Source organism: Mesorhizobium sp. AR02 (assembly GCF_024746835.1).
Taxonomy (GTDB): Bacteria; Pseudomonadota; Alphaproteobacteria; order Rhizobiales; family Rhizobiaceae; genus Mesorhizobium.
On sequence record NZ_CP080531.1, the window covers coordinates 1,611,891 to 1,635,708 of the forward strand.

The following is a 23,818-nucleotide window of genomic DNA, read 5'->3' on the forward strand; positions in this document are numbered from 1 at the left end:
GCCAGAGGTAGCGCGGCCGTGGGCAATCGCCAAGGAAAATCGGAACAAAAGGGGATCGCAGCGTTCCTCGCCCCGTCACTATACGGGGAGAGGATGCCGGCAGGCAGGTGAGGGGCAGTGCTGACGATCACAAATTGGGTGTTGGCGCGATCACTCGCAGGCTCGCGCTGCCCCTCATCCGCCCTTCGGGGGTTCGTCGTTCGAAAAGCCAAGCAATTGGCTTTTCGTCCGCTGCGCGGACCACTCCTCACCTCCCCGTGAAACGGGGAGAAGGAAGAAGCTTACGGCCTTCTGAATCCCGTCGGCCCGCCATAGAGATAACCTATCCGGGCGATGGCCTCCTTCAGCCCTTCGCAAGAGACCAGCATGGTGTGGCCATTGGCGTGGACCATGGTCTCGGCGTCGGTCATGACCGCGACATGGCCTTTCCAGAAGACCAGGTCGCCCCGGCGCAATTCGGCATAGTCCGGGCCAGGCTCAAGGGGCTCGCCGATGCTTGCCGCCTGCATGTCGGAATCGCGCAGCACGTCCCTGCCGGCCATGCGCATCGCCAGTTGCACCAGGCCCGAACAGTCGATGCCGAAGCCGGACGTGCCTCCCCACAGATAAGGTGTGCCAAGAAACGTCTCGGCAACCGCGACATAGTCGGCGGCAACTTCGCCGATTGGCCTGAGGTGACCAGCGATGATCGCTTCGCCTGACGGCAGGACGGCATAATGCGTGCCGCGCGTCTCGGCGGCACCCGTCACCGTCACCGTCGATCCCATCGACAGCTGTCCTGCGACCGGAAAGCGCAGATCCGGACCGGGATAGAGGAAGGTGCGCGGTACGGAAACAATATGGGTGGGCGCATGGTCTCGTCCGCCCAGCATGGTGTCGGCGACATAGCCGACATAGCCGTCGCGTTCGGCCTGGATCCAGGCCCAGCCTTCGGCGACCTCGAAAACGAGGACATCGTCGCCGTACAGGAGCTGCGTGTTGACACCGGCATCAGGCCGCGGCGCCTTGCGGACATCGGCGACCGACGCGGTGATCCGCGCCGATCGACCGCTGACAAAACGGTCGGCGGTAACCTCACCTTTCAATCGTGCATCGGCAAGATCGGAACGAAAGGCGTGAAGGCGGGCATCCCTGGCGGTCAAATCACTAACTCGGTCTAATGGCTAATTGGTCAGATGGGCAGTTCGTGGGCTCTGGCAATGATACCATCGCCGAAGCGCTCGACAAAGAGCGCGCCCTCGACCGTGCGCTTGATCAGCACGTTGCGCTTGTCGAGTTCGTCGCGATGGCGCGACACCAGCTTCAGCGCGCCCATCGTGTCGAGCGCGCGCGTGATGACCGGCTTGGTGACGTTGAGGCGGGCGGCGAGCCCGCGCACGGTATGCGGCGGCGGGTCGAGATAGATGGTGAACAGGATCGCCGTCTGGCGCATGGTCAGGTCGGGCGCGTCATCGCGGACCTGCGACAGCATCACTTGCTGCCACAGTCGCAAGGCCTGGCTCGGGCGCATCGCAATCGACATCGCGCCAGCATGACGGCAAATTGTTTCGGTTCCGTTTCAGTTTCACCGATTTGCCGGCTCTACTTGCGGCCCCAAATCAGCCGAAGCGTGTCGAGATGATCCGCTCCAACGCCCGAATGCCTTGCGCTTCGCCGCCAGCAGGACCATGCGGACGGTCGGCGGGGTTCCAGGCGAAGATGTCGAAATGCGCCCAGCTCGCCGTCTTCTCGACAAAGCGCCTGAGGAACAGCGCCGCCGTGATCGAACCGGCGAAACCGTCCGTGGTGACGTTGTTGATGTCGGCGATCTTTGACGACAGTTTCGCATCGTAGGGCCGCCACAGCGGCATGCGCCACAGCGGATCCTCGACCGCCAGCGATGCCGCCGCCAGCTCCGAGGCCAGTGCATCGTCACCGGTGTAGAAGGGCGGCAGATCGGGGCCAAGCGCGACGCGGGCGGCTCCGGTCAGCGTTGCCATGTCGATCAGCAGCTGCGGCTCCTCGTCGTCGGCCAGTGCCAGCGCATCGCCGAGCACGAGCCTCCCTTCGGCGTCCGTGTTGCCGATCTCGACAGTGATGCCCTTGCGGCTCGCCAGCACGTCACCCGGCCTGAAGGCATTGCCGGCAATCGAGTTCTCGACCGCGGGGATCAGCACGCGCAGCCGTACGTTCAGCCCGGCGGTCATGATCATCGAGGCCAGGCCGAGCACATTGGCCGCGCCGCCCATGTCCTTCTTCATCAACAGCATGCCGGACGACGGCTTGATGTCGAGACCGCCGGTGTCGAAGCAGACGCCCTTGCCAACCAGCGTCACCTTCGGCGCGCCCGGTTGCCCCCAAATCATGTCGATCAGCCGCGGCGCGCCTGATGAGGCACGGCCGACGGCATGGATCATCGGGAAATTCTGCGTCAGCAGATCGTCGCCCTTGATGACGGAGATTTCGGCCTTGTGAGCCGCGGCCAAAGTCCGCACCGCCTTCTCCAGATCGTCCGGCCCCATGTCGCTGGTCGGCGTGTTGACCAGGTCGCGTGTCAGGAAGACGCCATCGGCGATGCGGCGAACGCGCGCCGCGTCGACACCGGCCGGCAGGTCGAAGCGCAGCGCCTTGCCTGACTTCTTGCCGTAACGGGTAAAGACATAGCCGCCGAGCACCAACGCGATTGCCGCGAGTTCCGGCTCGGCAGGCGCCGAGGCGAAATGCCAGTCACCTTCCGGCAGGGCTTTTGACAATGCGCCGAGAGCAAGCGCGCCCTCGCCGTCACCAATACCGAACAGCGCGCCGGCAAGCGCACCGTTTTCGCCGGGCACGGCCAGCGTCCTGCCTGCCTCGCCGGAAAAGCCGTTGGCCCTGGCCCAGCTGACAACAGATGGTGCAAGGCCCGTGGCCTCCAGACCGTCACGGGCCACCAGATGCACCGGCAACGCGCCTTGCAATTTCGTTTCGACGAGTTCGACAGGCATTCCATGTTCTCCTGCCGACCCTTCGTGAGTCGGCGCTTCTTAACTCTCCGTTAGGGTTAACAGAATATTTCTGCGGGAGGGAAGATGGCCACGCAATGGCCGCGCGCATGAATGGAGGCTTAGGGTGTGATGCCGACCAACCGGACAGTGAATTCCAGGGGAAAACGGCTTGTCACCACGGCCCTCATGCTGGCGCTGGCGGCGGGCGTCGCCGGTTGCGGAACCAGCAGAATGACCACCGGCTCGATCGGCCGCAGCGGCGGCCAGCCGCTGGAGACGATGTCGGCGGGAGAACTGCACAATGCCACGGCCGCCCTTGGCCAGTCCTATGCCAAGAACCCCAACGACAAGCGTATAGCGACCAACTTCGCGGCCGCGCTGCAGATGGACGGCGATGCCGACCAGTCGCTTGCCGTGATGCGCAAGCTGGCGATCGCCTACCCCAAGGATCGCGACGTGCTCGCCGCCTATGGCAAGGCACTGGCCGCCAATGGCCAATTCGAGGCAGCCCTCGACGCCGTGCGCCGTGCGCAGACGCCGGAATATCCCGACTGGAAGCTGGTGTCGGCGGAAGCGGCCATCCTTGATCAGATCGGCCAGAAGGACGACGCGCGCCAGCTTTACCGCAAGGCCCTCGAACTCAAGCCGAACGAGCCCTCGGTTCTTTCCAATCTCGGCATGTCCTATGTGCTGGAAGGGGATCTGCGCACCGCCGAGACCTATATGCGTTCGGCCGCGCAGCAGCCCGGCGCCGACAGCCGTGTGCGCCAGAACCTGGCATTGGTCGTCGGCCTGCAGGGACGCTTCGACGAAGCCGAGAAGATCGCCTCGCAGGAACTCTCGCCCGAACAGGCACAAGCCAATGTCGCCTATCTCAGGCAGATGCTGGCCCAGCAGAATGCCTGGAGCCAGCTCAAGGATCAGGACAAGTCGAAGCCGGCAACCAACTGACACAGCGATTTCGCCAACAGACGAAAGCCGCGCTGCATGCAGCGCGGCTTTCGCATTTGTGCAAGGATTGCCGTGCCCTTACTGGCTGGCTGGCGCCGCCGCCCCGGAATGATCGCCGAAGATGCCGCGCTGGCTGACCTGGATGCCGGCAGGGCCTAGGATGATGGCGAAAAGCACCGGCAGGAAGAACAGGATCATCGGCACGGTGAGCTTGGGCGGCAAGGCGGCGGCCTTCTTCTCGGCGGCGTTCATGCGCATGTCGCGGCTTTCGGCGGCGAGCACGCGCAGCGCGTGCGCCACGGGCGTGCCGTAGCGCTCGGCCTGGACGAGCGCCTGCGACACCGACTTGACCGATTCCAGACCGGTACGGCTTGCAAGATTCTCATAGGCCTGCTTGCGTTCCTGCAGATAGGAGAGCTCGGCATTGGTCAGGATGAATTCTTCCGCCAGAGCCACCGACTGCGCGCCGATCTCGTCGGCGACCTTGCGCAGTGCTGCCTCTACCGACATGCCTGACTCCACGCAGATCAGCATCAGGTCGAGCGCATCCGGCCAGGCCATCTGGATCGACTGCTTGCGCTTGGTGGCACGGTTGTTGACATAGACGACCGGTGCGTAGAAGCCGCCATAGGCAACGAGGACGCAGACGAACAGCCGGATGACCAATGGTTTGTCCGGCAACCCTCCGAGCACGAATATGTAGACCAGACCCAGTGCGAAGCCGACAAAAGGCAGCACCAGACGGAAGAAGAGAAACCGCGTCAGCGGGTTCTGTCCCCGGAAGCCGGCGACCTTGAGCTTCTGCAAGGTGTTCTCGTCGGCCAGGGCGCGCCGCAGGTCGAGCCGGTCGACGATGTTGCGCATACCTTCCGACTGTTGCTCGCGCAGACCCTTGCGGCGGCGATCGGCTTCGGTCGCAAGCCGCGCACGCTGCTTGGCGCGAAGCTCATCGCGCTCCAGCGCGACCGACTTCATGCGCGCCTTGAGTTGATTGCCGCCAAGCGCCGGCAGCAGTGTAAAGACGGTCGCGAACACGGCAATGCCGACCAGCAGTGCGATCAGAAACGCCGGATCCGTCAATGACTTGATGACTTGTTCGCTCATGCCGCGACCCTAGACTTCGAAGTTCATCATCTTGCGCATCACGAGAATGCCGATCGACATCCAAACGCCAGCGCAACCGAGAATGAGGTTGCCGACACTCGTGTTGAACAGTGGCAACATGTAATTCGGGCTTGAGAGATAGACGAGAAAAGCGACGATGAAGGGCAACGCACCGATGATGGCGGCGGACGCCTTCGCCTCCATCGACAGCGCCTGGACCTTGGCTTTCATCTTCTTGCGGTCGCGAAGCACGCGCGAAAGGTTGCCCAGCGCCTCGGACAGATTGCCGCCGGCCTGCGCCTGGATCTGGATGACGATGCCGAAGAAACTTGCCTCGGTGCACGGCATGGTTTCGGGCATGCGCAAGGTCGCATCGGGGATCGACAGGCCCATCTGCTGCGAATCGACGATGCGGCGAAACTCGGTCTTCACCGGCTCGGGGGATTCGTTGGCGATCAGGCGTATGGCATCGTTCAGCGGCAGGCCGGACTTGACCGCGCGCACGATGATGTCGAGGGCGTTTGGAAATTCGTTGAGGAATGCCTTGACCCGGCGCGTGCGCCGAAACGAGACGAACCAGCGCGGCAGGCCGAGTCCGCCGGCCAACAGCACGCCTGGCACGACAAGCAGCGGCGCCCCGGCCACGAAGGCGACCATCGCCAGCGCGAGGCCGCATATGGCGGAATAAATGTAGAAGCGCTCGATCGAAACCTTCATGCCGGCCTGCCTGAGCTGCGCCTTCAGCGGTGGTTTCTTGACGGCGGTGTCCTTGGTTTTCTGCTTCTCGTCGAGTTCCTTCAGCGAATCCTGCACCGATTTACGGCGCTTGGCCGCATCCGCCGCGCGGTCGCGCGTGGCCTTGACGATGGAACGGTCCGTCTCCGCGGCCTTGATCGTTTCAAGCCGCTTGCCTGCCTGTTTCTCATTGCTGATCTGGTTGAACAGGAATGCATAGGCGACCGCGCCGGCGCTGAAGCCGGCGAGCACGACAAACGCCAATACGGTGCCGTCAATTCCAAACATCGACCAGAACCTTCATGCCTGCGGATACCTCAGTCAGCACGTTTCTCCATCGCCTCGAGCGCGGTGGCGAGGCGCTGTTCCTCGCCGTAGTAGCGAGCCCGGTCCCAGAAATGCGGGCGGCCGATGCCAGTCGAAACGTGTTCGCCCAGCAGCCTGCCATTGGCGTCCTCGCCCTTGATGTTGTAGAGGACAAGATCCTGGGTGATGACGACGTCGCCTTCCATCCCGATGACCTCGGTGATGTGGGTGATGCGGCGCGATCCATCGCGCAGACGCGCCGCCTGGATGATCACGTCGATGGAGCCGACGACGATTTCGCGCACGGTTTTCTGCGGCAGCGAATAACCGCCCATGGCGATCATGGATTCAATACGGTTCAGGCATTCGCGCGGACTGTTCGAGTGGATCGTTCCCATCGAGCCGTCATGGCCGGTGTTCATCGCCTGCAGAAGATCGAACACTTCGGGTCCGCGCACTTCGCCGACGATGATGCGCTCGGGCCGCATGCGCAGGCAGTTCTTGACCAGGTCGCGCATCGTCACTTCGCCTTCGCCTTCGAGGTTGGGCGGGCGGGTTTCCAGGCGCACGACATGCGGCTGCTGCAGCTGCAGTTCGGCCGAGTCCTCGCAGGTGATGACGCGCTCGTCGCGGTCGATGTAGTTGGTCAGGCAGTTGAGCAGCGTCGTCTTGCCCGAGCCGGTGCCGCCCGAGATGACGATGTTGCAGCGAACGCGGCTGATGATCTTGAGGACCTCGGCTCCCTGCGGCGAAATGGCGCCGAACTTGACCAGCTGATCGAGCGTCAGCTTGTCCTTCTTGAATTTTCGGATGGTAAGCGCGGCCCCATCGATGGCGAGCGGAGGGGCGATGACGTTGACGCGGGAGCCGTCGGGAAGGCGTGCGTCGCAGATCGGGCTGGATTCATCGACACGGCGGCCGACCTGGCTGACGATGCGCTGGCAGATGTTGAGAAGCTGCTGGTTGTCGCGAAAGCGAATGCCTGTCTGTTCGACCTTGCCATTGACTTCGATATAGACGTTCTTCGACCCGTTGACCATGATGTCGGCGATGTCGTCGCGGGCTAGCAATGGCTCGAGCGGCCCATAACCAAGCACATCGTTGCAGATGTCATCGAGCAGCTCCTCCTGCTCGGCAATCGACATCGCGAAATTCTTGATCGCGATGATGTCGTTGACGATGTCGCGGATTTCCTCGCGCGCGCTTTCGGGTTCGAGCTTGGCGAGCTGCGAAAGGTCGATCGTGTCGATGAGCGCCGAGAAAACCTGGCTCTTGGTGTCGTAGTAGGTCTCGCTCTTTTCGCGGCTCCGCCTCGCCTCCGGCGCGATGGGCGGCGCCTCGACCGCGCGGCGAGCCGGCGGCGCGACAGGTGCGCTTGGCTGCGGCGGTACCGCGGGCCGGGCCAGAACCGCCGTATCCGCCGAACCCGCGGGCGGCGGGGGGGCCGGCGCCGGTGCTGGCTGGCGGAATTCCGGCGTGAACCGGTTGCCGTCGTCGTTGCCTCTTTTACCGAACATGATCGACTACCGGTTCCAAAACGTCACTTCTTGTTGCGCGAGAGCTTGCCGAGCAGGCTGCCCAGGCCGGCCTTCTTTTTTGTCCGGATTTCGCTTCGCCCGGTCAGCACATGGGCAATCTCGTTGATCGTCGCCACAACCGGGTTCTTGGCATCCATCTCGCCGAGCATGCGCCCGTTGTTGGCGGCATTGCCGAACAGCAACGGATCGAAGCCGATGACCGACATCGGCGTCAGGCCGAGTGGCTCGGCGAAATCGGACGGCGAAATTTCCGGCCGCTTGGGGACGCCGGCCTGGTTGATGATCAGCTTCGGCGGCGGGTCGTTGGGGCGAAGCCGCTTGAACATGTCGACCAGGTTCTTGGTGTTGCGCAGATTGGCCAGTTCCGGCGTCGCCGTGATGACGATCTCGTCGGCCTTGACCAGCGTGTTCTTGGCCCAGCCCGTCCAGATATGGGGAACGTCCAGCACCAGAAGCGGCACGCTGCGCTGCGCGGTATCGACAAGTTGCGCAAAGGCATCGGGATCGAAGTCGTAGACGCGTTCCAGCGTCGATGGCGCCGCGAGCAACGACAGGTGCTCGGCGCATTGGGTCAGCAGCCGGTCGAGATACACTTCGTCGACGCGTTCAGGCGAGAACACCGCTTCAGCGATGCCCTGTGCCGGATCCTGGTCGAAATTGATGTTGGCCGTGCCGAAGGCGAGGTCGAGGTCGGCAACGACGACCTCGGACTTGAACAGGGAGGACATTGCCCAGGCTACATTGTGGGCGATTGTGGAAGAGCCGACGCCGCCCTTGGCGCCAACGAAGGCGACCGAACGGCCGAGCGGTTCGGCCTCCGGATCGACGAAAATCGACGACACGACACTGACGATGTCGGCCATCGACACCGGCGCGATGACATATTCAGAGATGCCGGAGCGGATGAGCTCGCGATAAAGACCGACATCATTATAGTGGCCGATCACCACCACTTTCGAGGATGGATCGCAGTATTCCGAGAGGTGGGCGAGCTGCTCCAGCAATTGCTTGGGTTCGCTGCGTGACTCCAGCAGGATCAGGTTCGGCGTCGGCGCCGACTGATAGAACTCGATGGCCGTGGGAACGCCGCCCATATGGACCTTGAGATGCGCCTTGGTCATGCGGCGGTCCTCGCCGGCGCGCTCGACCGGATTGGCAACGCCTTCGGTCTCGCAGAATGCCTGGATCGAGATGCGCGGAACCGGGCGCAACGCCTGCATCGCGGCGATGTCCTGCGGCGATGTATCACCGCCATCCACGGTGGCGTCATAGGCAAGATTGCTCATGGTCATGCTCTTTCCGTGGCCTGTTCTTTCCCTGGCTTCTCTTTCCTCGAGGGCGCGGCTCAGTACGTCACTTCCGAATTGCCGAGGAATTCACCCGAAATGCCTCTTGCACGATAGACATCGATCACCGTGCCACGATTTTCCGCGTCGATGGTGGTCTGCTTGCGCGGCCCGAGCAGATCGGCCGGGTTTGCCATCTGGGCGGCGAGATTGTTCTGATAGGAGCAGCCGAAGTCGGCATAATGCTTGTTTTCCGACGTCTCGGTGAGATCGTCGGGCCAGCGTCCACATTTGTCGGTCTGAGCTCTCACCGCGATAAAGGAGACGCGGATCGGGGCGGATGTCTCGCTCGAGCCGGCCTGGTAGGAGACCACGACAATGCGGTTGCGCTTGATGCCGCTGGCGACCGCGAGCCTGGCGAAGTCACGGCCGGCCGCCGTCGCCGCGACCTCATTGGCCGATCCGCTGGGAATCTGGATCGTCAATGTCGGCGCGGCACTCTTGTCATAGCCGTCGAGGAAACCCATGAGCGTGTCGCGCTGCGAACCGGTCATGCCGCGGTCGCCGGCGCCGACAGGCAGGTCGATCTTCTGGTTCTTCTCGGCGATGACGATCGGATGGTTGGTGCGATAGTCGTCCGGAATGGCGCCAACGGTGATGCTGTCGCGCTGGGCGCAGCCGGCCAGCAAAGCCGTCACCGCCACCGCCAGGACCGGCAGCACCCGCAGGCCGGCTCGCGAACGGCTGGTGCGCATCGTCGTGGCGATGGTCCTTGTCTTCAACGCTGACTGAGACATGTCCGCTTCCCCATTCACTTGTAGATATAGCCGACAACGCCGTGGTACCGGCCGTTGGGCTTGTCGGTCTGCATGGTGCCGTAGACGCGATTGACCTTGCCAAGGAACATGGCGGCACCATCGCTGGCAGGGTTGAAATTGTCGTCCGGCTTGGCGAGATCATTGCGTGCCACAGGCTTCGCCAGATAGGGCGTGATGATGATGACGAGCTCGCTTTCGTTGCGCACGAAATCCCTGCTGCGGAAGAGCGCGCCGAGCACTGGTATTTTGGTGAGGCCGGGCAATCCCGCAACAGCTTGGCGAACGTCATCGCGGACAAGACCAGCGATCATCATTGAACCGCCCGACGGCAACTCAACGGTCGTGTCGGCAAGTCGCTTACGGAGTGACAATATCGACATTCCCTGCAGGTTCAGCGCCGACTTGCCTCCCGCTTCCAGCGTGCCGGCACCTTCCATGGTTGGCTCCGACACGGAAGTTCTGACCTTCAGACTGATCCGACCCGCCGACAGCACCACCGGTTGGAACTCGAGGCCGATGCCGTACTCGATTTTGTCAAAGGTATATGTCGTTTGGCCAGTCTGATTGCCGGTCGATACGTTGCTCGAGCGTCCGGAGACCATATTGTATTCGCCGCCAACCTTGAACGTTGCCTTCTCGCCCGAAACAGCAGTGAGAGTCGGTTCGGCAAGTGTCTTCATGACGCCGCTTTGTTCCATCGCGTTGATGTAGGCCTGCAGACTTGAGGTCGCGAAGCCCAGGCCCGAGGTCTGCGAAAGCGGCTTGCCCAACCCGTAGTTGGGCGAACTCAATGCGCCCCAGCTGATGCCGTTGCTGTCGCCGCTGCCGACCATGTTCACACCGAGCTGCTTCATCACGGAGCGGCTGACTTCGGCGACCGTCACCTTCAGCGTGACCTGGTCGTCACCGACGATCTGCAGCAGGTTGACGATCTTTGAGACGCGGCGTTGCGTGTCGGGGTTGTTGATGTCGACACCGCTCTGGGCCGAACCGCCGGCCGCGGTCTGCGAATATTGTCCGGTCGTCGCTTCACCGCCCGAGACGAAGATCGTCGCAAGGTCGACCGCTCGTTTCGCGTCCAGCGGCGTATCGACCATTCCGGTCAAGACGACGTTGTCGTTCAGCAGTTCCACCTTGACGTCCGAGGTCGGAATAAAGCGCTTGATGTAATCCTCCAGGCCGGCGACGTCGCGTTCGACGGCCAGGTCCAGGCTGGCGATCTGTTCGCCGTTCGGACCGAAGACGAAGATGTTGGTCTCACCGACCGCCTTGCCGAACAGGTAGATACGCCTTGCGGTGCGGGTCACCGCATCGGCAACGGTCGGGTTGGCGACAAGAATGTCGTAGGCATCGCTCGGCAGGTCTATGACCACCGACTTGTTGAGGCCAAGCTTGACGCGCTGCGTGGCTGTCGTAGCCGTCACCTGCGTACTCTTCGCCTCGACAACGCCCTGCACATTCGTTCCGACGAGCAGCAGGCCGAATGCCGTGGCTGCGATTGCCGGCAGTTTACCGCTTAGCCTCATTTCCTTGCCCCTACTTCGGAAACTTCACCCGACTTGATCAGTCTCACCGTTCCCTTGCGGCCATTGCCGGAAACGAGATAGTCGGCCTCACCGAGGTTCTTTTCCTGGGTGTCCGTGATCGCCCGCAGCGCCAGGGTCAGGCGATCCGCCATCTGCTGGGCGACGGTGATGATCTCCGCCTGTTTGGGCGTGAGCTCCAGCGTGGCGGTCTGGCCAACCCTGGTCTTCTTGCCCTGCTCGTCCTCCTGGATGGTCTGGTCGATCGCCAGGACGCGGATGTTCTTGAGGATGGTTTCAGTGTTGAAACCGGTGCCGCCGCCGCTGGCATCCGCCCTGCGGGTCATGATGACGTCGACGAAATCGTTTGGAAGGATGAAGCCGCCGGCCGAAGTGTCGGCCGATATGGCTGTGGCGACCGCCCGCATCCCGGAAGGCAGGATGGACGACATGAAGCTTTGCCCCTCGCCGATCAGCTTGGACCGTCGCACGGGCTCGCCCGCGTACATCGGCACACGGGCGATCGACCCCTTCAGTTTCTCCAGGGCGTCGGGAGCGTTCACCTTGGTGATGAAATTCGCGTTGACGCCGTCGGCCGGCCAGGATTGCCAGGAGATGCTGTTCTGAAGCGCGTTGCCCATCGCGACATCGCCCGAGAGCACAAGCACGTCCTGCAGTGGTACGGCGGGAGCCTGGGGGCCGGAATCGACGACGACCTGCGGCGGCGGGGCGGCGACCATATTTTTTGCGACATAGCCAGCGCCACCCGCCGCGGCCACCGCCACGCTCAGAATAATCAGTCGGGATGCTGGCATCTGTCCGAACCCTCGCCCTTGGCAAACCACGTAGCCAGGCCGGACTTTGCAGCGGCAATCGTCAAAACAAGGTTAATGTAATGCTTACGATCGTGATTAATTTAAGGTTTACATAAATTAGCTCTATCCCGCCGCCACGAATGCAAAGAGCCCGGCCACGGCTCTTTCAAAGCAGGTCGGGCAACGCGGTCTGGGGTAACGGAAATCAGATCGTTTTCAGCTCGCAAGCCTTGCCAGCGCCCATACCATCAAAGGCGAATCCGGATAGGTCAGCAGGCCGCCGAGGCCAAGCGCGATCCCATAGGGAACCCCGGTCGTGTCGTCCGCGAAATGACGCAGGAAGGGATTGCGGCCGGTAATAACCGCCAGTGGCGACTTCCGGTAAAGCAGGATGGCGAGCGTCAGCAGGCCGCCGATCATTGTCGAGATAACAAGGTATTCGACGAGATGGATGTTCAACCCCATCCACACGGCCGTTGCTGCCAGCAGCTTGGCGTCGCCTCCACCCATGCCGCCCATCGCGAACAGGCCGAACGTCACCGCCAGGACCAGGGCACCGGCGGCGAAATGCCAACCATAGGCTGCCCATTCCATACCCGTCAGCGGCGCAACCAGCGCGAAGACGACGACAAGCAGCACCGACACGCGGTTGGCAATTGTCATCGACAGCATGTCGGAGATCGCGGCAAACAGCATGCAGAACGGAAAGACGACGAAGATCAGGGCTTCAAGCATCGGCGCTCATGCCTTTTGTGCGAATTCCAAGGGGCTCAATCTAGACCGGTTCGATTAACGATTGATGAGGCCCGCAACGAAAAGACGACTGGTATTGGCGGTGACATAACAAGCAGAATGAAACAGGGGCCGCCACGTGGCGGCCCCTGTCTAGAACATTAGCTGAGCGTTCAGCAATAAGCAGATCAGCTGCCGCTGGAGTTCAGGGTGGTTCCGATAGAGGTGAACTTGGCGTTGATTGCGTTGCCGAGGGCGCCGGCGCCGGTGATGATGGCGAGCGCGATGAGAGCGGCGATCAGACCATATTCAATAGCGGTCGCGCCGGATTCGTCCTTCACGAAACGTGCAAAAAGGTTAGACATTCGAGAGCTCCTACTCCACGTGTTACAGCACTTCCGTCAACTTCTGTGATGGTTGATCGGATACTGCCAATCTAGGGAGAAGCTCTTTCGATCGGCTTAATAAACAGCCTTACCGATTCCTTTCCCGGCTCGAACAGAGTGCGTGGTTAACTCCATGCTAAGCGCTGGCTAAAGTACCGTTTCCCAGGCCAACGCCGCAAAAGGCAAGGGCTTACGGAAGCTTGCGACCCGGTGCGGATTCGGCCATGTGAGCAGCCATGCCGGTCACGGCATCCGGCGGCGGCAAGCCGACTTAACCGTTGGTTCACCAATCTCGTTCATGTTCCGTTGAACAGTTTGCTTGCGTGGAGCGCCTCGATGGCCGTGCAGAGATCCTCAATGCTGATTGCCGTGCTTCTTGCCGCCACAAGCTTGATCACGCCAGCCAGGGCCGGCGCCGATATCGAAGTCACCATGAATCAGGCCAAGATCGTGAAATTGTCGCGCCCCGCCGACACGGTCGTCGTCGGCAACCCGGCAATCGCCGATGCCTCCGTCCAGGACGCCTCGACGATCGTGCTCACCGGCAAGGGTTTCGGTGTCACCAATCTCGTCGTTCTCGACCAGGAAGGCAGCCCGATCGTCGACACCCAGGTTACCGTCGTGCGGCAGGCAGCCTCGTCGGTTCGCATTTACCGACGTGCCGAGGTCCAGACCATGTCCTGCACGCCCTATTGCGAAAGCTCCTACAAGAGCGAGGCTGAAAAATCCTCCGAAGCCGAGATGAACGTCAGCAGATAGACTGCGCGGGGCCGGCAGCCGTCCAGGTTACCGGCCGGTTAAGACGCCGGCGCCGACTTTAACAATCATTCAAACCGGACCTCAATTGGTTTGCGCTAATACACCTGTCGGAACCGTCCAGGGGTGGCAGGAACAAGGTATGGGCAACGAATTCGGCTCGTCAGGTCAGCACAAGGTGGAGCGCGCCGGGTTTTTGAAGCGCTTCGTTCGCAACCGCCGTGGCAGCACGGCCATCGAATTCGCAATTCTTGCATTGCCGTTCGCGCTTCTTGTCTTTGGCATCCTTGAAAGCTGCATCTCTTTTGCCGGCCAGGAAGTGATGGCCAACATCACTGACGATATCGCGCGCCAGTTGCGCACGGGCCAGTTGAGACCGGCCGATGTCGCCGGGACCAAATTGACGACCCTGATCTGCGGCAGGCTGGAGATCATCGTCTCGACGGATTGTCCCGATCAGCTGCTCGTGGACCTTCGCGAGTATCCGACTTTCGCAGACGCGGCCACTGCGGGCTTCAAGATCCAGAACGGCGATGTCGTGCTGATGCAAGGCACGAACTCACAGGCTTTCGCAAACACGCCTGGCCTGGCGGAATCGAAGAACATGCTGCGGGTCTTCTACAAATGGCCTGTCGTGACCGATCTGATGGCCAAGTCGATGGCCAATCTGAGCGGTGGCAGGACGCTGCACTTTGCGTCAGTGACCTGGCAGAACGAGCCGTTCAATTGAGTTTCGGAAGCACCAACAAGAAAAAAGGCAATGCCATGATGCGTGCGGGGGCACATCTGAAAATTGCAGGACTCTGGAGCAAGGCAGTCGGGTTCTGCTCCAATCGCCGTGGGGTGGCGGCGGTCGAGTTCGCTCTTATCGTTCCTATCCTGCTGGTCATGTACTTCATGACCATGGAGGCTTCGCAGGCCATCGAGACCAGCAAGAAGGTCAGCCGCATCGGCAGCATGGTTGCCGACCTCGTCACGCAGCAGCCGACCATCGTCAAGGCGGATCTCGACGCCATCATGAAAATCGGTACCTCGACCATTCAGCCCTACAACCGCTCGACGCCGAACATCACCATCACGGCAATACAGGTCACCACCGATACGCCGCCCAAAGTGAACGTGGTGTGGTCGCGCAAGGTGGCCAATGGCGTCTACAGTATCGCCACCGCCCTGCCGGCGACCACCACGGTTCCGGCAACGCTCAAGGTCGCCGGCACCTTCCTTATCCGCGTCGAAAGCAATCTGAGCTACTCGCCGATTATCAACTGGCAGTCGGACACCCAGCAAAAGCTCGGATTGACACAATCCCTCACCACGACGATCCCGATGGGCGAGACCTACTATCTGCGCCCGCGCAGAAGCCTGACGATCCCCTGCAGCGATTGCTGAAGACTTTACTGCTGCCCACCATCTGTTGACACCAGGCGCACGATGGCTTCCGCCGTCGCATAATCCTTTGGGGCCACGGTCAGAAAGCCGCCGGAGTGTTTCGATTCCAGGAGATCGTAAACATCCGGCGTCGTCGATTTGAGGTTGGTCAGGAACACGGTCAGCCGACGCTTGGCTTCCGGGTCGAGATCAGTGCGTACGGCATGGGGACCGTATCTCAGCAGGCCCGACATCCACACGACCTGGAGAGCCGACGGCGAAAGGCCGGCTGCTTCGAGCCTTGCCTGCGTGCCATCAGATAGCAGCGGCTGGCCGTCGGCTGCCGCCCTCACCCAGCCGAACGAGGCGTCGGCCTGGCCGTCGACAAGCATGGTTTCCGCCGCGGACGTCGAATTGGCATGGATCAGAAACGGGGCATCCTCAGTGATCTTGACGTGTTCGGCGGCCAGTTCCGCCAGCGGCAAAAGCGAGCCTCCGACGCTGTCCGGCGGCGGCATGGCGATCCGGTGCGTCTGCATCGCCGCCAGGCCGGACAGCTTGCCGTCCCTGGTCAGCAGCACGGAGCGGATGCCGGCCGCACCGTCGGAATCGACCGGAGCCACAAGCGGCTCGATGCATCCACAACGCTGCAGCGCCGTGGCGTAAGCCGTCGCCGAATAGATGGCGTACTCGATCCGGGCGTTGGCCTGCGCCTCGATCAGCGCCGCATAATCGCGCGCAACGACGAACTCCACCTTCATGCCAAGCGCGTTGGTAAAGGATTGCGTCAACAGCGCCAGCCCCGGAACGGTGTTGCCGGCGCCAGGCTCGGCGACAATGCCGATGCGAAATGTGCCGATATCATCGCGCCAGTCGGCCCGCGCCGGACCACACCAGAGCGCGCCGTGCACGACCACAAGGGCAGCGCATGCCTTCAGCGCTGCATTCATGACAAGACCGTCCCGCGTTTTCTTCGATCCATGCCCAAGCCCGGCGCGCCCTGACACTTTATATCCTGGAACATCCTGGATTGTACCTGTCGTCGTTATCCCAAAACCGCTGCGCACTTTTGGGCGACATGCACTGGACTGTCGCGCCAAGCCGTTGCCGTTTGGTTTCCGAATTGCCAATGCCGCCGTAGAACCCTATGTCTGGGCGTCCACACTGGCAACAATGACCCGATGGCGCGCGCTTTCCTCTTCGTCCTGGATTCCTTCGGCATTGGCGGCGCCGCCGATGCCGAACGCTATGGCGATGCCGGCGCCAACACGCTCGCGCACATAGCCGAAGCTTGCGCCGAAGGGCGCGCGGATCGCGAGCGGCTTCGACAAGGGCCGCTGTTTGTCCCGCACATGGCATCACTCGGGCTTGGCAAGGCAGCCGAGACGGCGACAGGATTGGGCTTTGCCCATTTCGGGACGGATCTGATCGCCAATGCCTTCCATGGCGCGGCGCAGGAAGTTTCGAGCGGCAAGGACACACCCTCCGGTCACTGGGAGATCGCGGCCCTGCCGGTGCGTTTCGACTGGGGTTATTTCCCGGATACGGTTCCCGCCTTTCCGGCTGATCTGACCGCGGCGATGATCCGTGAGGGCGAGGTTTCGGGCATTCTCGGCAACTGCCATGCGCCCGGCACCGAGATCATCGAACGGTTCGGCGAGAAACACATCCGCACCGGCAAGCCGATCTGTTACACCTCCGTCGACTCGGTCCTGCAGATCGCCGCGCATGAAGTCCATTTCGGGTTGGAGCGGCTTTATGAATTCTGTCAGGTGGTGCGCCGGCTGGTTGATCCGCTCAGAATCGGGCGCGTGATCGCGCGGCCATTCGTCGGCGAGACCGCCGGCACCTTCCAGCGGACCTACAATCGCCATGACTACGCCGTGCCGCCGCCGGAGCCGACCTTGCTTGACCGGCTGACGGCGCGGGGAAGCCGCGTTATCGCCGTCGGCAAGATCGGCGACATCTTCGCCCATCGCGGCATTTCGGAAGTGCGCAAGGCCGCCGGCAACATGGCCATGTTCGACAAGGCGCTCGGTGCGATGGATGATGCCGGTGACGGCGCTCTCGTTTTCGCCAATTTCGTCGATTTCGACACCGAATTCGGCCATCGCCGCGATGTCGCCGGCTATGCCGCCGCGCTCGAGGCCTTCGACCGGCGGCTGCCGGAAGCACTCGCAAAGCTGCGGCAGGGCGACCTTCTCATCCTGACGGCCGACCATGGCAATGATCCGACCTGGCGAGGGACAGATCATACGCGTGAACGCATCCCTGTGATCGGCACGGGACCCGGTTTGAGAGGTGGCGACATCGGACTGAGAACGACATTCGCCGATATCGGCGAAACCGTCGCCGAACATCTGGGGCTGGCGCCCGGCCGCCACGGCACTTCTTTCCATGCGATGATTGGCGGCCATGCCTGAATTGCCCGAAGTCGAAACAGTCCGGCGTGGCCTGCAGCCGGTCCTGGAAGGTGCCCGTCTGGCCAAGGTCGAAGCGCGACGGCCAGATCTGCGGTTTCCCTTTCCCGAACGGTTTTCGGAACGGCTGACCGGCAGGACAATCACCGCGCTCGGCCGCCGGGCCAAATATCTGACCATGCATGTGCAGGACGGCCCGGTGCTGATCTGCCATCTCGGCATGTCGGGCTCCTTTCGCATCGAGACCGACGACGACGGCGAAACACCCGGCGTGTTCCACCACGAGCGCTCGAAAAGCACGGCGCACGACCATGTCGTGTTCGATGTCGTCGCCGCCAACGGCGCCCGGTCCCGCGTGATCTTCAACGACCCGCGCCGCTTCGGTTTCATGCTGTTTGCTGAAGGACCGCCGGAGACGCATCCGATGCTGGCCGGATTGGGCGTCGAGCCCACGGGCAATGCGCTGGACGGCGTGCTGCTCGCCTCGTTGCTGAAAGGCCGCAGATCGCCGCTTAAGGCAGCACTTCTTGACCAGAAGCTGATCGCGGGACTTGGCAATATTTACGTCTCGGAGGCGCTCTGGCGTGCCGGCCTGTCGCCCTTGCGCGAGGCGGGCACCATCGCCAAGCCGGGCAAGAAGGCCGGGGAACAAAGCGAACGCCTGGCCCAGGCGATCCGCTCGGTCATATCAGATGCCATCGCCGCTGGCGGGTCGTCGCTGCGCGACTATGTGCACACCGACGGATCGCTGGGCTATTTCCAGCATTCCTTCGCCGTCTACGACCGCGAGGGTGAGCCTTGCCCGAAGCCCGGCTGCGGCGGCCATATCGAGCGTATCGTGCAGAGCGGACGTTCGACCTTCTATTGCCGGACGTGTCAGAGCTGAGTTAGACCGGGGTCTAGCGAGGAGAAGCAGCCATGGCCTACGAAACGATCATCACCGAGACGCGCGGCAAGGTCGGACTGATCACACTGAACCGGCCAAAGGCGCTGAATGCGCTGAATTCCCAGATCCTTGCTGAACTCGTCGCGGCTGTGAACGGTTTCGGCGCCGATCCTGGCATCGGCGCGATGGTTCTTACAGGTTCCGACAAAGCCTTTGCCGCCGGTGCCGACATCAAGGAGATGCAGGCGATCTCCTATGTGGACGCCTATAGCCAGGACTTCTTCGTCGGTTGGGAAGAGTTCACGCGGGCGCGCAAGCCGATCATTGCGGCAGTGGCCGGCTATGCGCTCGGCGGCGGATGCGAGCTGGCAATGATGTGCGACTTCATCATTGCCGCCGACACCGCCAAATTCGGCCAGCCCGAAATCACGCTCGGCGTCATTCCCGGCATGGGCGGGTCGCAACGCCTGACCCGGTTCGTCGGCAAGTCGAAGGCGATGGACATGTGCCTGACCGGACGGATGATGGATGCAGCGGAAGCCGAGCGCTCAGGCCTGGTGTCGCGGGTCGTGCCCGCAGCCGAGCTTGTCGAGGAGGCGGTCAAGGCGGCGGCCAAGATCGCCGATTTCTCGCTGCCGTCGGTGATGATGGCGAAGGAAGCCGTCAATCGTTCCTATGAAACGACGCTGGCCGAGGGATTGCGGTTCGAACGCCGCCTGTTCCACTCGCTTTTCGCGCTCGAAGACCAGAAGGAAGGCATGGCGGCCTTCGCCGAAAAGCGGAAGCCGAATTTCACCAATCGGTAGAGCGTTGCCGGCCCGCGATCGAAACCCTGTGGCCTCGGCCAAAAAGAACGCCAGGCAGCGTTGACGCGCCGGAAAAGCTGAACTATAAGCCGCACCAACCGAGGCGGCCCTGTGGCTGCCCGTTTGTTTTTTGCGCCCTGCGGCATGCCGCGTTGCGCCGACCAGATCAGAAGAGAGGCATCATGGCCAACACATCCTCGGCCAAAAAGGCAACGCGCAAGATCGTCCGCCGCGCGGCGATCAACAAGAACCGCCGCTCGCGCGTGCGCACCTATGTCCGCCAGGTCGAGGAGGCACTCGCCTCCGGTGACAAGGCCGCCGCACAGGCCGCCTTCAAGGCCGCCGAGCCAGAATTGATGCGTGCCGCGACCAAGGGCGTCATCCACAAGAATACCGCGTCCCGCAAGGTGTCGCGTCTGGCCGCGCGCCTCAAGGTACTGTCGGCCTGACATCGCCTTTACAGATTAAGCTTCTTTGAAACCCGGCCGATCGTGCCGGGTTTTTTTCGTTTGCCGGCAAGTACTTAAAAAGAATGCTCGGAAACGGTGCCCAAAGCGGATTCCAGTCTTCGAAATGCTTTGCCGGCACATGCATGCCTGCTGATGGTTGACATGCTTGAAAAGTGGCGGCCTACAAATTCCTAACCATCAAAAATAAGCGATATTTTTCATATAGTTACCCATGGTCGTCCACAGCTTGTCCACAACGTCCCAAAGGGACGGGAGGACAACTGGCTGTCAAGCAAATTATTTCAGAATATTTCGCACCGGCCCGGCTTTTTCATATTCGCCGGAAAAGGGTTTGAATCACAATGGCTTTGTCAAAATATGCCGCCACGGCATGGCGCCCCAAGGCGCCTGAGGTAACCAGATTCCTTAAAAATCCGTTAGACGTGGCCTTGCCCTATCCACAGCGATTTCGGTAATGTCGATCCATCGAAAGGGACGGGCCTCTGGCCCTTAACCCAGCCTGACGCAGCCAGCTTAAATTGGCGGGATTTGCGACGCGGATCAAGTCCGCGGACGGTTTGGTTTGCTCTTTTTTCGATACGGTAGGGGACTGGCGTAACTAGACATGGCAGGTAGACGGCGCGCCGGCGTTTTTCGCCGGACGGTGTTGTATTGCGCTGACATACCCAACGCGGACTGGCTTCCATGGGCCGGCACCGGTTCCCCTCGAATAGTGGGCGACGTTCATTGCCGGCGGCGGCAACGGGCATCGTAGCGAAGACATGGTCGCTGGAAAAAGGATGCAGGAGGCGCATCCCCAGCGGAAAACAGGTACAGAAAGGCAAGGAACTCGATCATGCAGAGCGGCATCGAAAGGGAGCTTACGGGCGACCTCCCATTTCCTGGAACTTTGATCGGAGCAAACGAGATGGCGGTCTCCAGCGACGCGGAACAGAAATTCGACCGGGTCAAGACCCAGTTGAAGGCGCGCCTGGGGGCTGAAGTCTATTCGAGCTGGTTCGGCCGCATGAAGGTCGCGGAGGCGTCCAAGGGCATTGTCCGCATCTCGGTGCCCACCGCGTTCCTGCGCTCGTGGATCAACGGCCACTATCTCGACCTGATCTCCGAACTGTGGAAGCAGGAGGATGCCGATCTCCTCAAGATCGAGATCGTGGTGCGCACGGCCACCCGCCAGGGGCGCAGCCATGCCGAACCGGAATTGGCACCGGCGCGCAAGATGACACGGCAGACACAGACGGCGCTGGCCGCCGGCACCGTGAGCCCCGGCAGGGTGGAACGGCCTCCCGTGCCGCGCCCGGGTGCTGCGGTCGAGAGCGAGTTCCGCCACAACGTTCTGGGATCCCCGCTTGATCCGCGTTACACGTTCGGCTCCTTCATCGAAGGCCCGTCGAACCGGGTGGCCTTCGCCGCCGCCAAGGCCGTGGCGGAATCGCAGTCGAGCGCGGTGCGCTTCAACCCGCTTTTCCTGCACGCGACCGTCGGGCTCGGCAAAACTCACCTGCTGCAGGCCATCGCGGCGGAATCGCTGAAGCAGAACCCGAAATCCCGCGTCGTCTATCTCACCGCGGAATATTTCATGTGGCGCTTCGCCACCGCGATCCGCGACAACAATGCGCTGACGCTCAAGGAGCAGCTGCGCGACATCGACCTCTTGATCATCGACGACATGCAGTTCCTGCAGGGCAAGTCGATCCAGCATGAATTCTGCCATTTGATCAACATGCTGCTCGACAGCGCCAAGCAAGTCGTTGTCGCCGCCGACCGGCCGCCGTCCGAGCTGGAATCGCTCGAACCGCGCGTCCGCTCGCGCCTCAATGGCGGCGTCGCGCTTGAAATGTCGGCGCCTGATTTCGCCATGCGCCTCGGCATGCTCAAACTGCGCCTGGCCACGGCCAGGGTCGACGACGCATCGCTCGATATTTCCGACGAAATCCTCAATCACGTCGCCCGCACCGTGACCGGCAGCGGACGCGAACTGGAGGGCGCGTTTAATCAGCTGCTGTTTCGCCAGTCGTTCGAGCCGCAGATCACCATCGACCGCATCGATGAGATCCTCGGCCACATCTATCGCACCGGCGAGCCGAAGCGGGTCCGCATCGAGGATATCCAGCGCATCGTGGCGCGCCACTACAACGTGTCGAAGACCGAATTGTTGTCCAATCGGCGTACCCGCACCATCGTCAAGCCACGGCAGGTCGCCATGTACCTGTCCAAGGTGATGACGCCCCGCTCCCTGCCCGAAATCGGACGGCGCTTCGGTGGCCGCGATCACACCACGGTGCTGCACGCCGTGCGCAAGATCGAGGACCTTTCCGGCAACGACAACACGCTGGCCCAGGAACTCGAGTTGCTGCGACGGTTGATCAACGACCAGGCCTGACCGGTCCGGAACAGGCAAGCCGGAACTGCGCTGGAATTCAACGACTTGCCTGCCCGGCCATGAGCTCGAAATGGGCTCGCGGCGCAGAGCAATTCCAGGAAAAGTGTGAACGGTTTTCCCGGGAAAAGCGCGTAGCGCTTCCCTTGGGAATTGTGTCAAAACAAAGCCTGGCCGCGATCCGGATTCCGGATTCAGTACACTGGCTGGCGGTCTTCGTGGCCTTTATCCCCAGAAAGCCCGCGCAGCCGGCCCGAACCGGTGGCGCGGGCTTGCGTTTGCTGGCTTTTTCCTGTCAGTTTACACAGATTCTGAGCCTGTTCAGACCTTTCGCGGGGCGCCGCCAGCCGGAGACCCGCTCATCCTTTCAAGCGAGCCTGTTTCGTCATGCGTGTTATCCTGGAACGGTCAAATCTCCTGAAGTCGCTCAACCACGTCCACCGTGTGGTCGAACGGCGCAACACGATACCGATCCTGTCCAATGTGCTGCTCAGCGCCGAGGGCGCCAGCCTCGAAATGAAGGCCACCGACCTCGACCTGGAGGTGACGGAAGCGACGCCCGCCAAGGTGGAGCGCGGCGGGGCGACGACGGTTCCGGCGCATCTGCTCTACGATATCGTGCGCAAGCTCGCCGACGGCGCCGAGGTGATGCTGAAGACGGACGAAGACGGCAACGCCATGACGGTGACGTCGGGCCGCTCGAGCTTCCGCCTGCAGTGCCTGCCGCAATCCGACTTCCCCGAGCTTTCGGCCGGATCCTTCTCGCATATCTTCCGGCTCGACTCGGTTGCCCTGAAGGGTCTGATCGAGAAGACGCAGTTCGCCATTTCCACCGAGGAGACGCGCTACTATCTCAACGGCATCTACCTGCACACGCATGAGGTCGGCGGCAAGCTGAAGCTGCGCTCGGTGGCCACCGACGGCCACCGCCTGGCGCGCGCCGAAATCGACGCGCCGGCGGGTTCCGAGGGCATGCCGGGCATCATCATTCCGCGCAAGACGGTGAGCGAGCTGCAGAAGCTGGTCGACGATCCGGATGTCGCCGTGACCACCGAGCTGTCGGACACCAAGATCCGCTTCACCATCGGCAGCGTGGTCCTGACCTCGAAGCTGATCGACGGCACCTTCCCGGACTATCAGCGGGTCATTCCGACCGGCAATGACAAGAAGCTGATCCTCGACCGCCAGAGCTTTGCCGCCGCGGTCGATCGCGTCTCGACCATTTCCTCCGAACGCGGCCGTGCGGTGAAGCTTTCGATCAGCGAAGGCCAGGTGACGCTTGCGGTCAACAACCCGGATTCGGGCAGCGCCACCGAGGAACTGGCGGCCGACTATTCGTCCGACCCGATCGAAATCGGCTTCAACGCCAAGTATCTGCTCGATGTCGCGGCCCAGCTGACCGGAACGGAAGCCAAATTCATGCTGGCCGATGCCGGTTCGCCGACGCTGATCCACGACATGGCCGACGAGACCGCGCTTTACGTGCTGATGCCGATGCGGGTATAGCCGGCACTGCTTCATCGATCCGGCTCTGCGACGGGACCGGCAGCGGAAACAATGGCGACTTCTACAGGCGGA

General features: G+C 62.1%; 23 protein-coding genes. 10 read left to right on the plus strand and 13 right to left on the minus strand.

Annotation, left to right across the window (positions count from 1 at the left end; genetic code table 11):
* Nucleotides 1–281: 281 nt before the first annotated feature.
* From DBIPINDM_RS12015 to DBIPINDM_RS12025, 3 genes are all read right to left on the minus strand, one after another.
* On the minus strand, nt 282–1,142 hold the full coding sequence (locus DBIPINDM_RS12015; RefSeq protein WP_258585914.1) for an NlpC/P60 family protein: 861 nt from the start codon (nt 1,140–1,142) through the stop codon (nt 282–284).
* 29 nt (nt 1,143–1,171) lie between these two features.
* Nucleotides 1,172–1,522 (minus strand): MarR family winged helix-turn-helix transcriptional regulator, encoded by a 351-nt coding sequence (locus DBIPINDM_RS12020; RefSeq protein WP_010913361.1) that lies wholly within the window; start codon nt 1,520–1,522, stop codon nt 1,172–1,174.
* Nucleotides 1,523–1,598: 76 nt separating this feature from the next.
* On the minus strand, nt 1,599–2,963 hold the full coding sequence (locus DBIPINDM_RS12025) for a leucyl aminopeptidase family protein (RefSeq protein ID WP_258585915.1): 1,365 nt from the start codon (nt 2,961–2,963) through the stop codon (nt 1,599–1,601).
* 129 nt (nt 2,964–3,092) lie between these two features.
* On the opposite strand from DBIPINDM_RS12025, the gene DBIPINDM_RS12030 reads away from it, so the two are divergent.
* Nucleotides 3,093–3,914, plus strand: coding sequence for a tetratricopeptide repeat protein (locus DBIPINDM_RS12030; protein WP_258585916.1), 822 nt, complete (start codon nt 3,093–3,095; stop codon nt 3,912–3,914).
* 78 nt (nt 3,915–3,992) lie between these two features.
* On the opposite strand, the gene DBIPINDM_RS12035 is transcribed toward DBIPINDM_RS12030, so the two are convergent.
* The 9 genes from DBIPINDM_RS12035 to DBIPINDM_RS12075 all read right to left on the minus strand — a co-directional run bounded on the left by DBIPINDM_RS12035 (nt 3,993) and on the right by DBIPINDM_RS12075 (nt 13,136).
* A complete protein-coding gene (locus DBIPINDM_RS12035; RefSeq protein ID WP_258585917.1) occupies nt 3,993–5,018 on the minus strand; it encodes a type II secretion system F family protein in 1,026 nt (341 codons plus the stop codon).
* Between the two features lie 9 nt (nt 5,019–5,027).
* Entirely contained in the window at nt 5,028–6,041 is a 1,014-nt protein-coding gene (locus tag DBIPINDM_RS12040; protein WP_258585918.1) for a type II secretion system F family protein, read from the minus strand.
* A 29-nt stretch (nt 6,042–6,070) separates the two neighbouring features.
* Nucleotides 6,071–7,576, minus strand: coding sequence for a CpaF family protein (locus DBIPINDM_RS12045; protein WP_258585919.1), 1,506 nt, complete (start codon nt 7,574–7,576; stop codon nt 6,071–6,073).
* Nucleotides 7,577–7,599: 23 nt separating this feature from the next.
* On the minus strand, nt 7,600–8,889 hold the full coding sequence (locus DBIPINDM_RS12050) for an AAA family ATPase (RefSeq protein WP_258585920.1): 1,290 nt from the start codon (nt 8,887–8,889) through the stop codon (nt 7,600–7,602).
* Between the two features lie 53 nt (nt 8,890–8,942).
* Complete coding sequence (locus DBIPINDM_RS12055; protein ID WP_258585921.1) at nt 8,943–9,680, minus strand: CpaD family pilus assembly protein; 738 nt, start codon at nt 9,678–9,680, stop codon at nt 8,943–8,945.
* 14 nt (nt 9,681–9,694) lie between these two features.
* Nucleotides 9,695–11,227 (minus strand): type II and III secretion system protein family protein, encoded by a 1,533-nt coding sequence (locus DBIPINDM_RS12060; protein ID WP_258585922.1) that lies wholly within the window; start codon nt 11,225–11,227, stop codon nt 9,695–9,697.
* Nucleotides 11,224–12,039 carry a Flp pilus assembly protein CpaB gene (gene cpaB, locus DBIPINDM_RS12065; RefSeq protein WP_258585923.1) on the minus strand — a complete coding sequence of 272 codons (816 nt, stop codon included), beginning with the start codon at nt 12,037–12,039 and terminating at the stop codon, nt 11,224–11,226. Before cpaB ends, DBIPINDM_RS12060 begins: the two co-directional genes overlap by 4 nt.
* Before the next feature lie 216 nt (nt 12,040–12,255).
* Nucleotides 12,256–12,774: an A24 family peptidase gene (locus DBIPINDM_RS12070; RefSeq protein ID WP_258585924.1), complete on the minus strand. Its 519-nt coding sequence runs from the start codon at nt 12,772–12,774 to the stop codon at nt 12,256–12,258.
* Nucleotides 12,775–12,959: 185 nt separating this feature from the next.
* Nucleotides 12,960–13,136 (minus strand): Flp family type IVb pilin, encoded by a 177-nt coding sequence (locus DBIPINDM_RS12075; protein ID WP_027043512.1) that lies wholly within the window; start codon nt 13,134–13,136, stop codon nt 12,960–12,962.
* A 357-nt stretch (nt 13,137–13,493) separates the two neighbouring features.
* On the opposite strand from DBIPINDM_RS12075, the gene DBIPINDM_RS12080 reads away from it, so the two are divergent.
* From DBIPINDM_RS12080 to DBIPINDM_RS12090, 3 genes are all read left to right on the plus strand, one after another.
* Nucleotides 13,494–13,916, plus strand: coding sequence for a pilus assembly protein N-terminal domain-containing protein (locus DBIPINDM_RS12080; RefSeq protein WP_258585925.1), 423 nt, complete (start codon nt 13,494–13,496; stop codon nt 13,914–13,916).
* A gap of 139 nt (nt 13,917–14,055) precedes the next feature.
* Entirely contained in the window at nt 14,056–14,643 is a 588-nt protein-coding gene (locus DBIPINDM_RS12085) for a TadE/TadG family type IV pilus assembly protein (RefSeq protein ID WP_258585926.1), read from the plus strand.
* A 35-nt stretch (nt 14,644–14,678) separates the two neighbouring features.
* Nucleotides 14,679–15,302: a TadE/TadG family type IV pilus assembly protein gene (locus DBIPINDM_RS12090; protein ID WP_258589249.1), complete on the plus strand. Its 624-nt coding sequence runs from the start codon at nt 14,679–14,681 to the stop codon at nt 15,300–15,302.
* A gap of 5 nt (nt 15,303–15,307) precedes the next feature.
* Here DBIPINDM_RS12090 and DBIPINDM_RS12095 read toward each other — a convergent pair whose 3' ends face one another.
* Nucleotides 15,308–16,231, minus strand: coding sequence for a phosphate/phosphite/phosphonate ABC transporter substrate-binding protein (locus DBIPINDM_RS12095; RefSeq protein ID WP_258585927.1), 924 nt, complete (start codon nt 16,229–16,231; stop codon nt 15,308–15,310).
* A 231-nt stretch (nt 16,232–16,462) separates the two neighbouring features.
* On the opposite strand from DBIPINDM_RS12095, the gene DBIPINDM_RS12100 reads away from it, so the two are divergent.
* The 6 genes from DBIPINDM_RS12100 (at nt 16,463) to dnaN (ending at nt 23,746) form a co-directional block, all read left to right on the plus strand.
* Nucleotides 16,463–17,704: a phosphopentomutase gene (locus tag DBIPINDM_RS12100; RefSeq protein WP_258585928.1), complete on the plus strand. Its 1,242-nt coding sequence runs from the start codon at nt 16,463–16,465 to the stop codon at nt 17,702–17,704.
* On the plus strand, nt 17,697–18,587 hold the full coding sequence (gene mutM / locus DBIPINDM_RS12105; RefSeq protein WP_258585929.1) for a bifunctional DNA-formamidopyrimidine glycosylase/DNA-(apurinic or apyrimidinic site) lyase: 891 nt from the start codon (nt 17,697–17,699) through the stop codon (nt 18,585–18,587). Before DBIPINDM_RS12100 ends, mutM begins: the two co-directional genes overlap by 8 nt.
* A 32-nt stretch (nt 18,588–18,619) precedes the next feature.
* A complete protein-coding gene (locus tag DBIPINDM_RS12110; RefSeq protein ID WP_258585930.1) occupies nt 18,620–19,393 on the plus strand; it encodes an enoyl-CoA hydratase in 774 nt (257 codons plus the stop codon).
* Nucleotides 19,394–19,575: 182 nt separating this feature from the next.
* Nucleotides 19,576–19,842 (plus strand): 30S ribosomal protein S20, encoded by a 267-nt coding sequence (rpsT, locus tag DBIPINDM_RS12115; protein ID WP_095198364.1) that lies wholly within the window; start codon nt 19,576–19,578, stop codon nt 19,840–19,842.
* An 856-nt stretch (nt 19,843–20,698) separates the two neighbouring features.
* A complete protein-coding gene (dnaA, locus tag DBIPINDM_RS12120) occupies nt 20,699–22,243 on the plus strand; it encodes a chromosomal replication initiator protein DnaA (RefSeq protein WP_258585931.1) in 1,545 nt (514 codons plus the stop codon).
* A gap of 384 nt (nt 22,244–22,627) precedes the next feature.
* A complete protein-coding gene (dnaN, locus tag DBIPINDM_RS12125; protein ID WP_172219783.1) occupies nt 22,628–23,746 on the plus strand; it encodes a DNA polymerase III subunit beta in 1,119 nt (372 codons plus the stop codon).
* Nucleotides 23,747–23,818 lie beyond the last annotated feature (72 nt).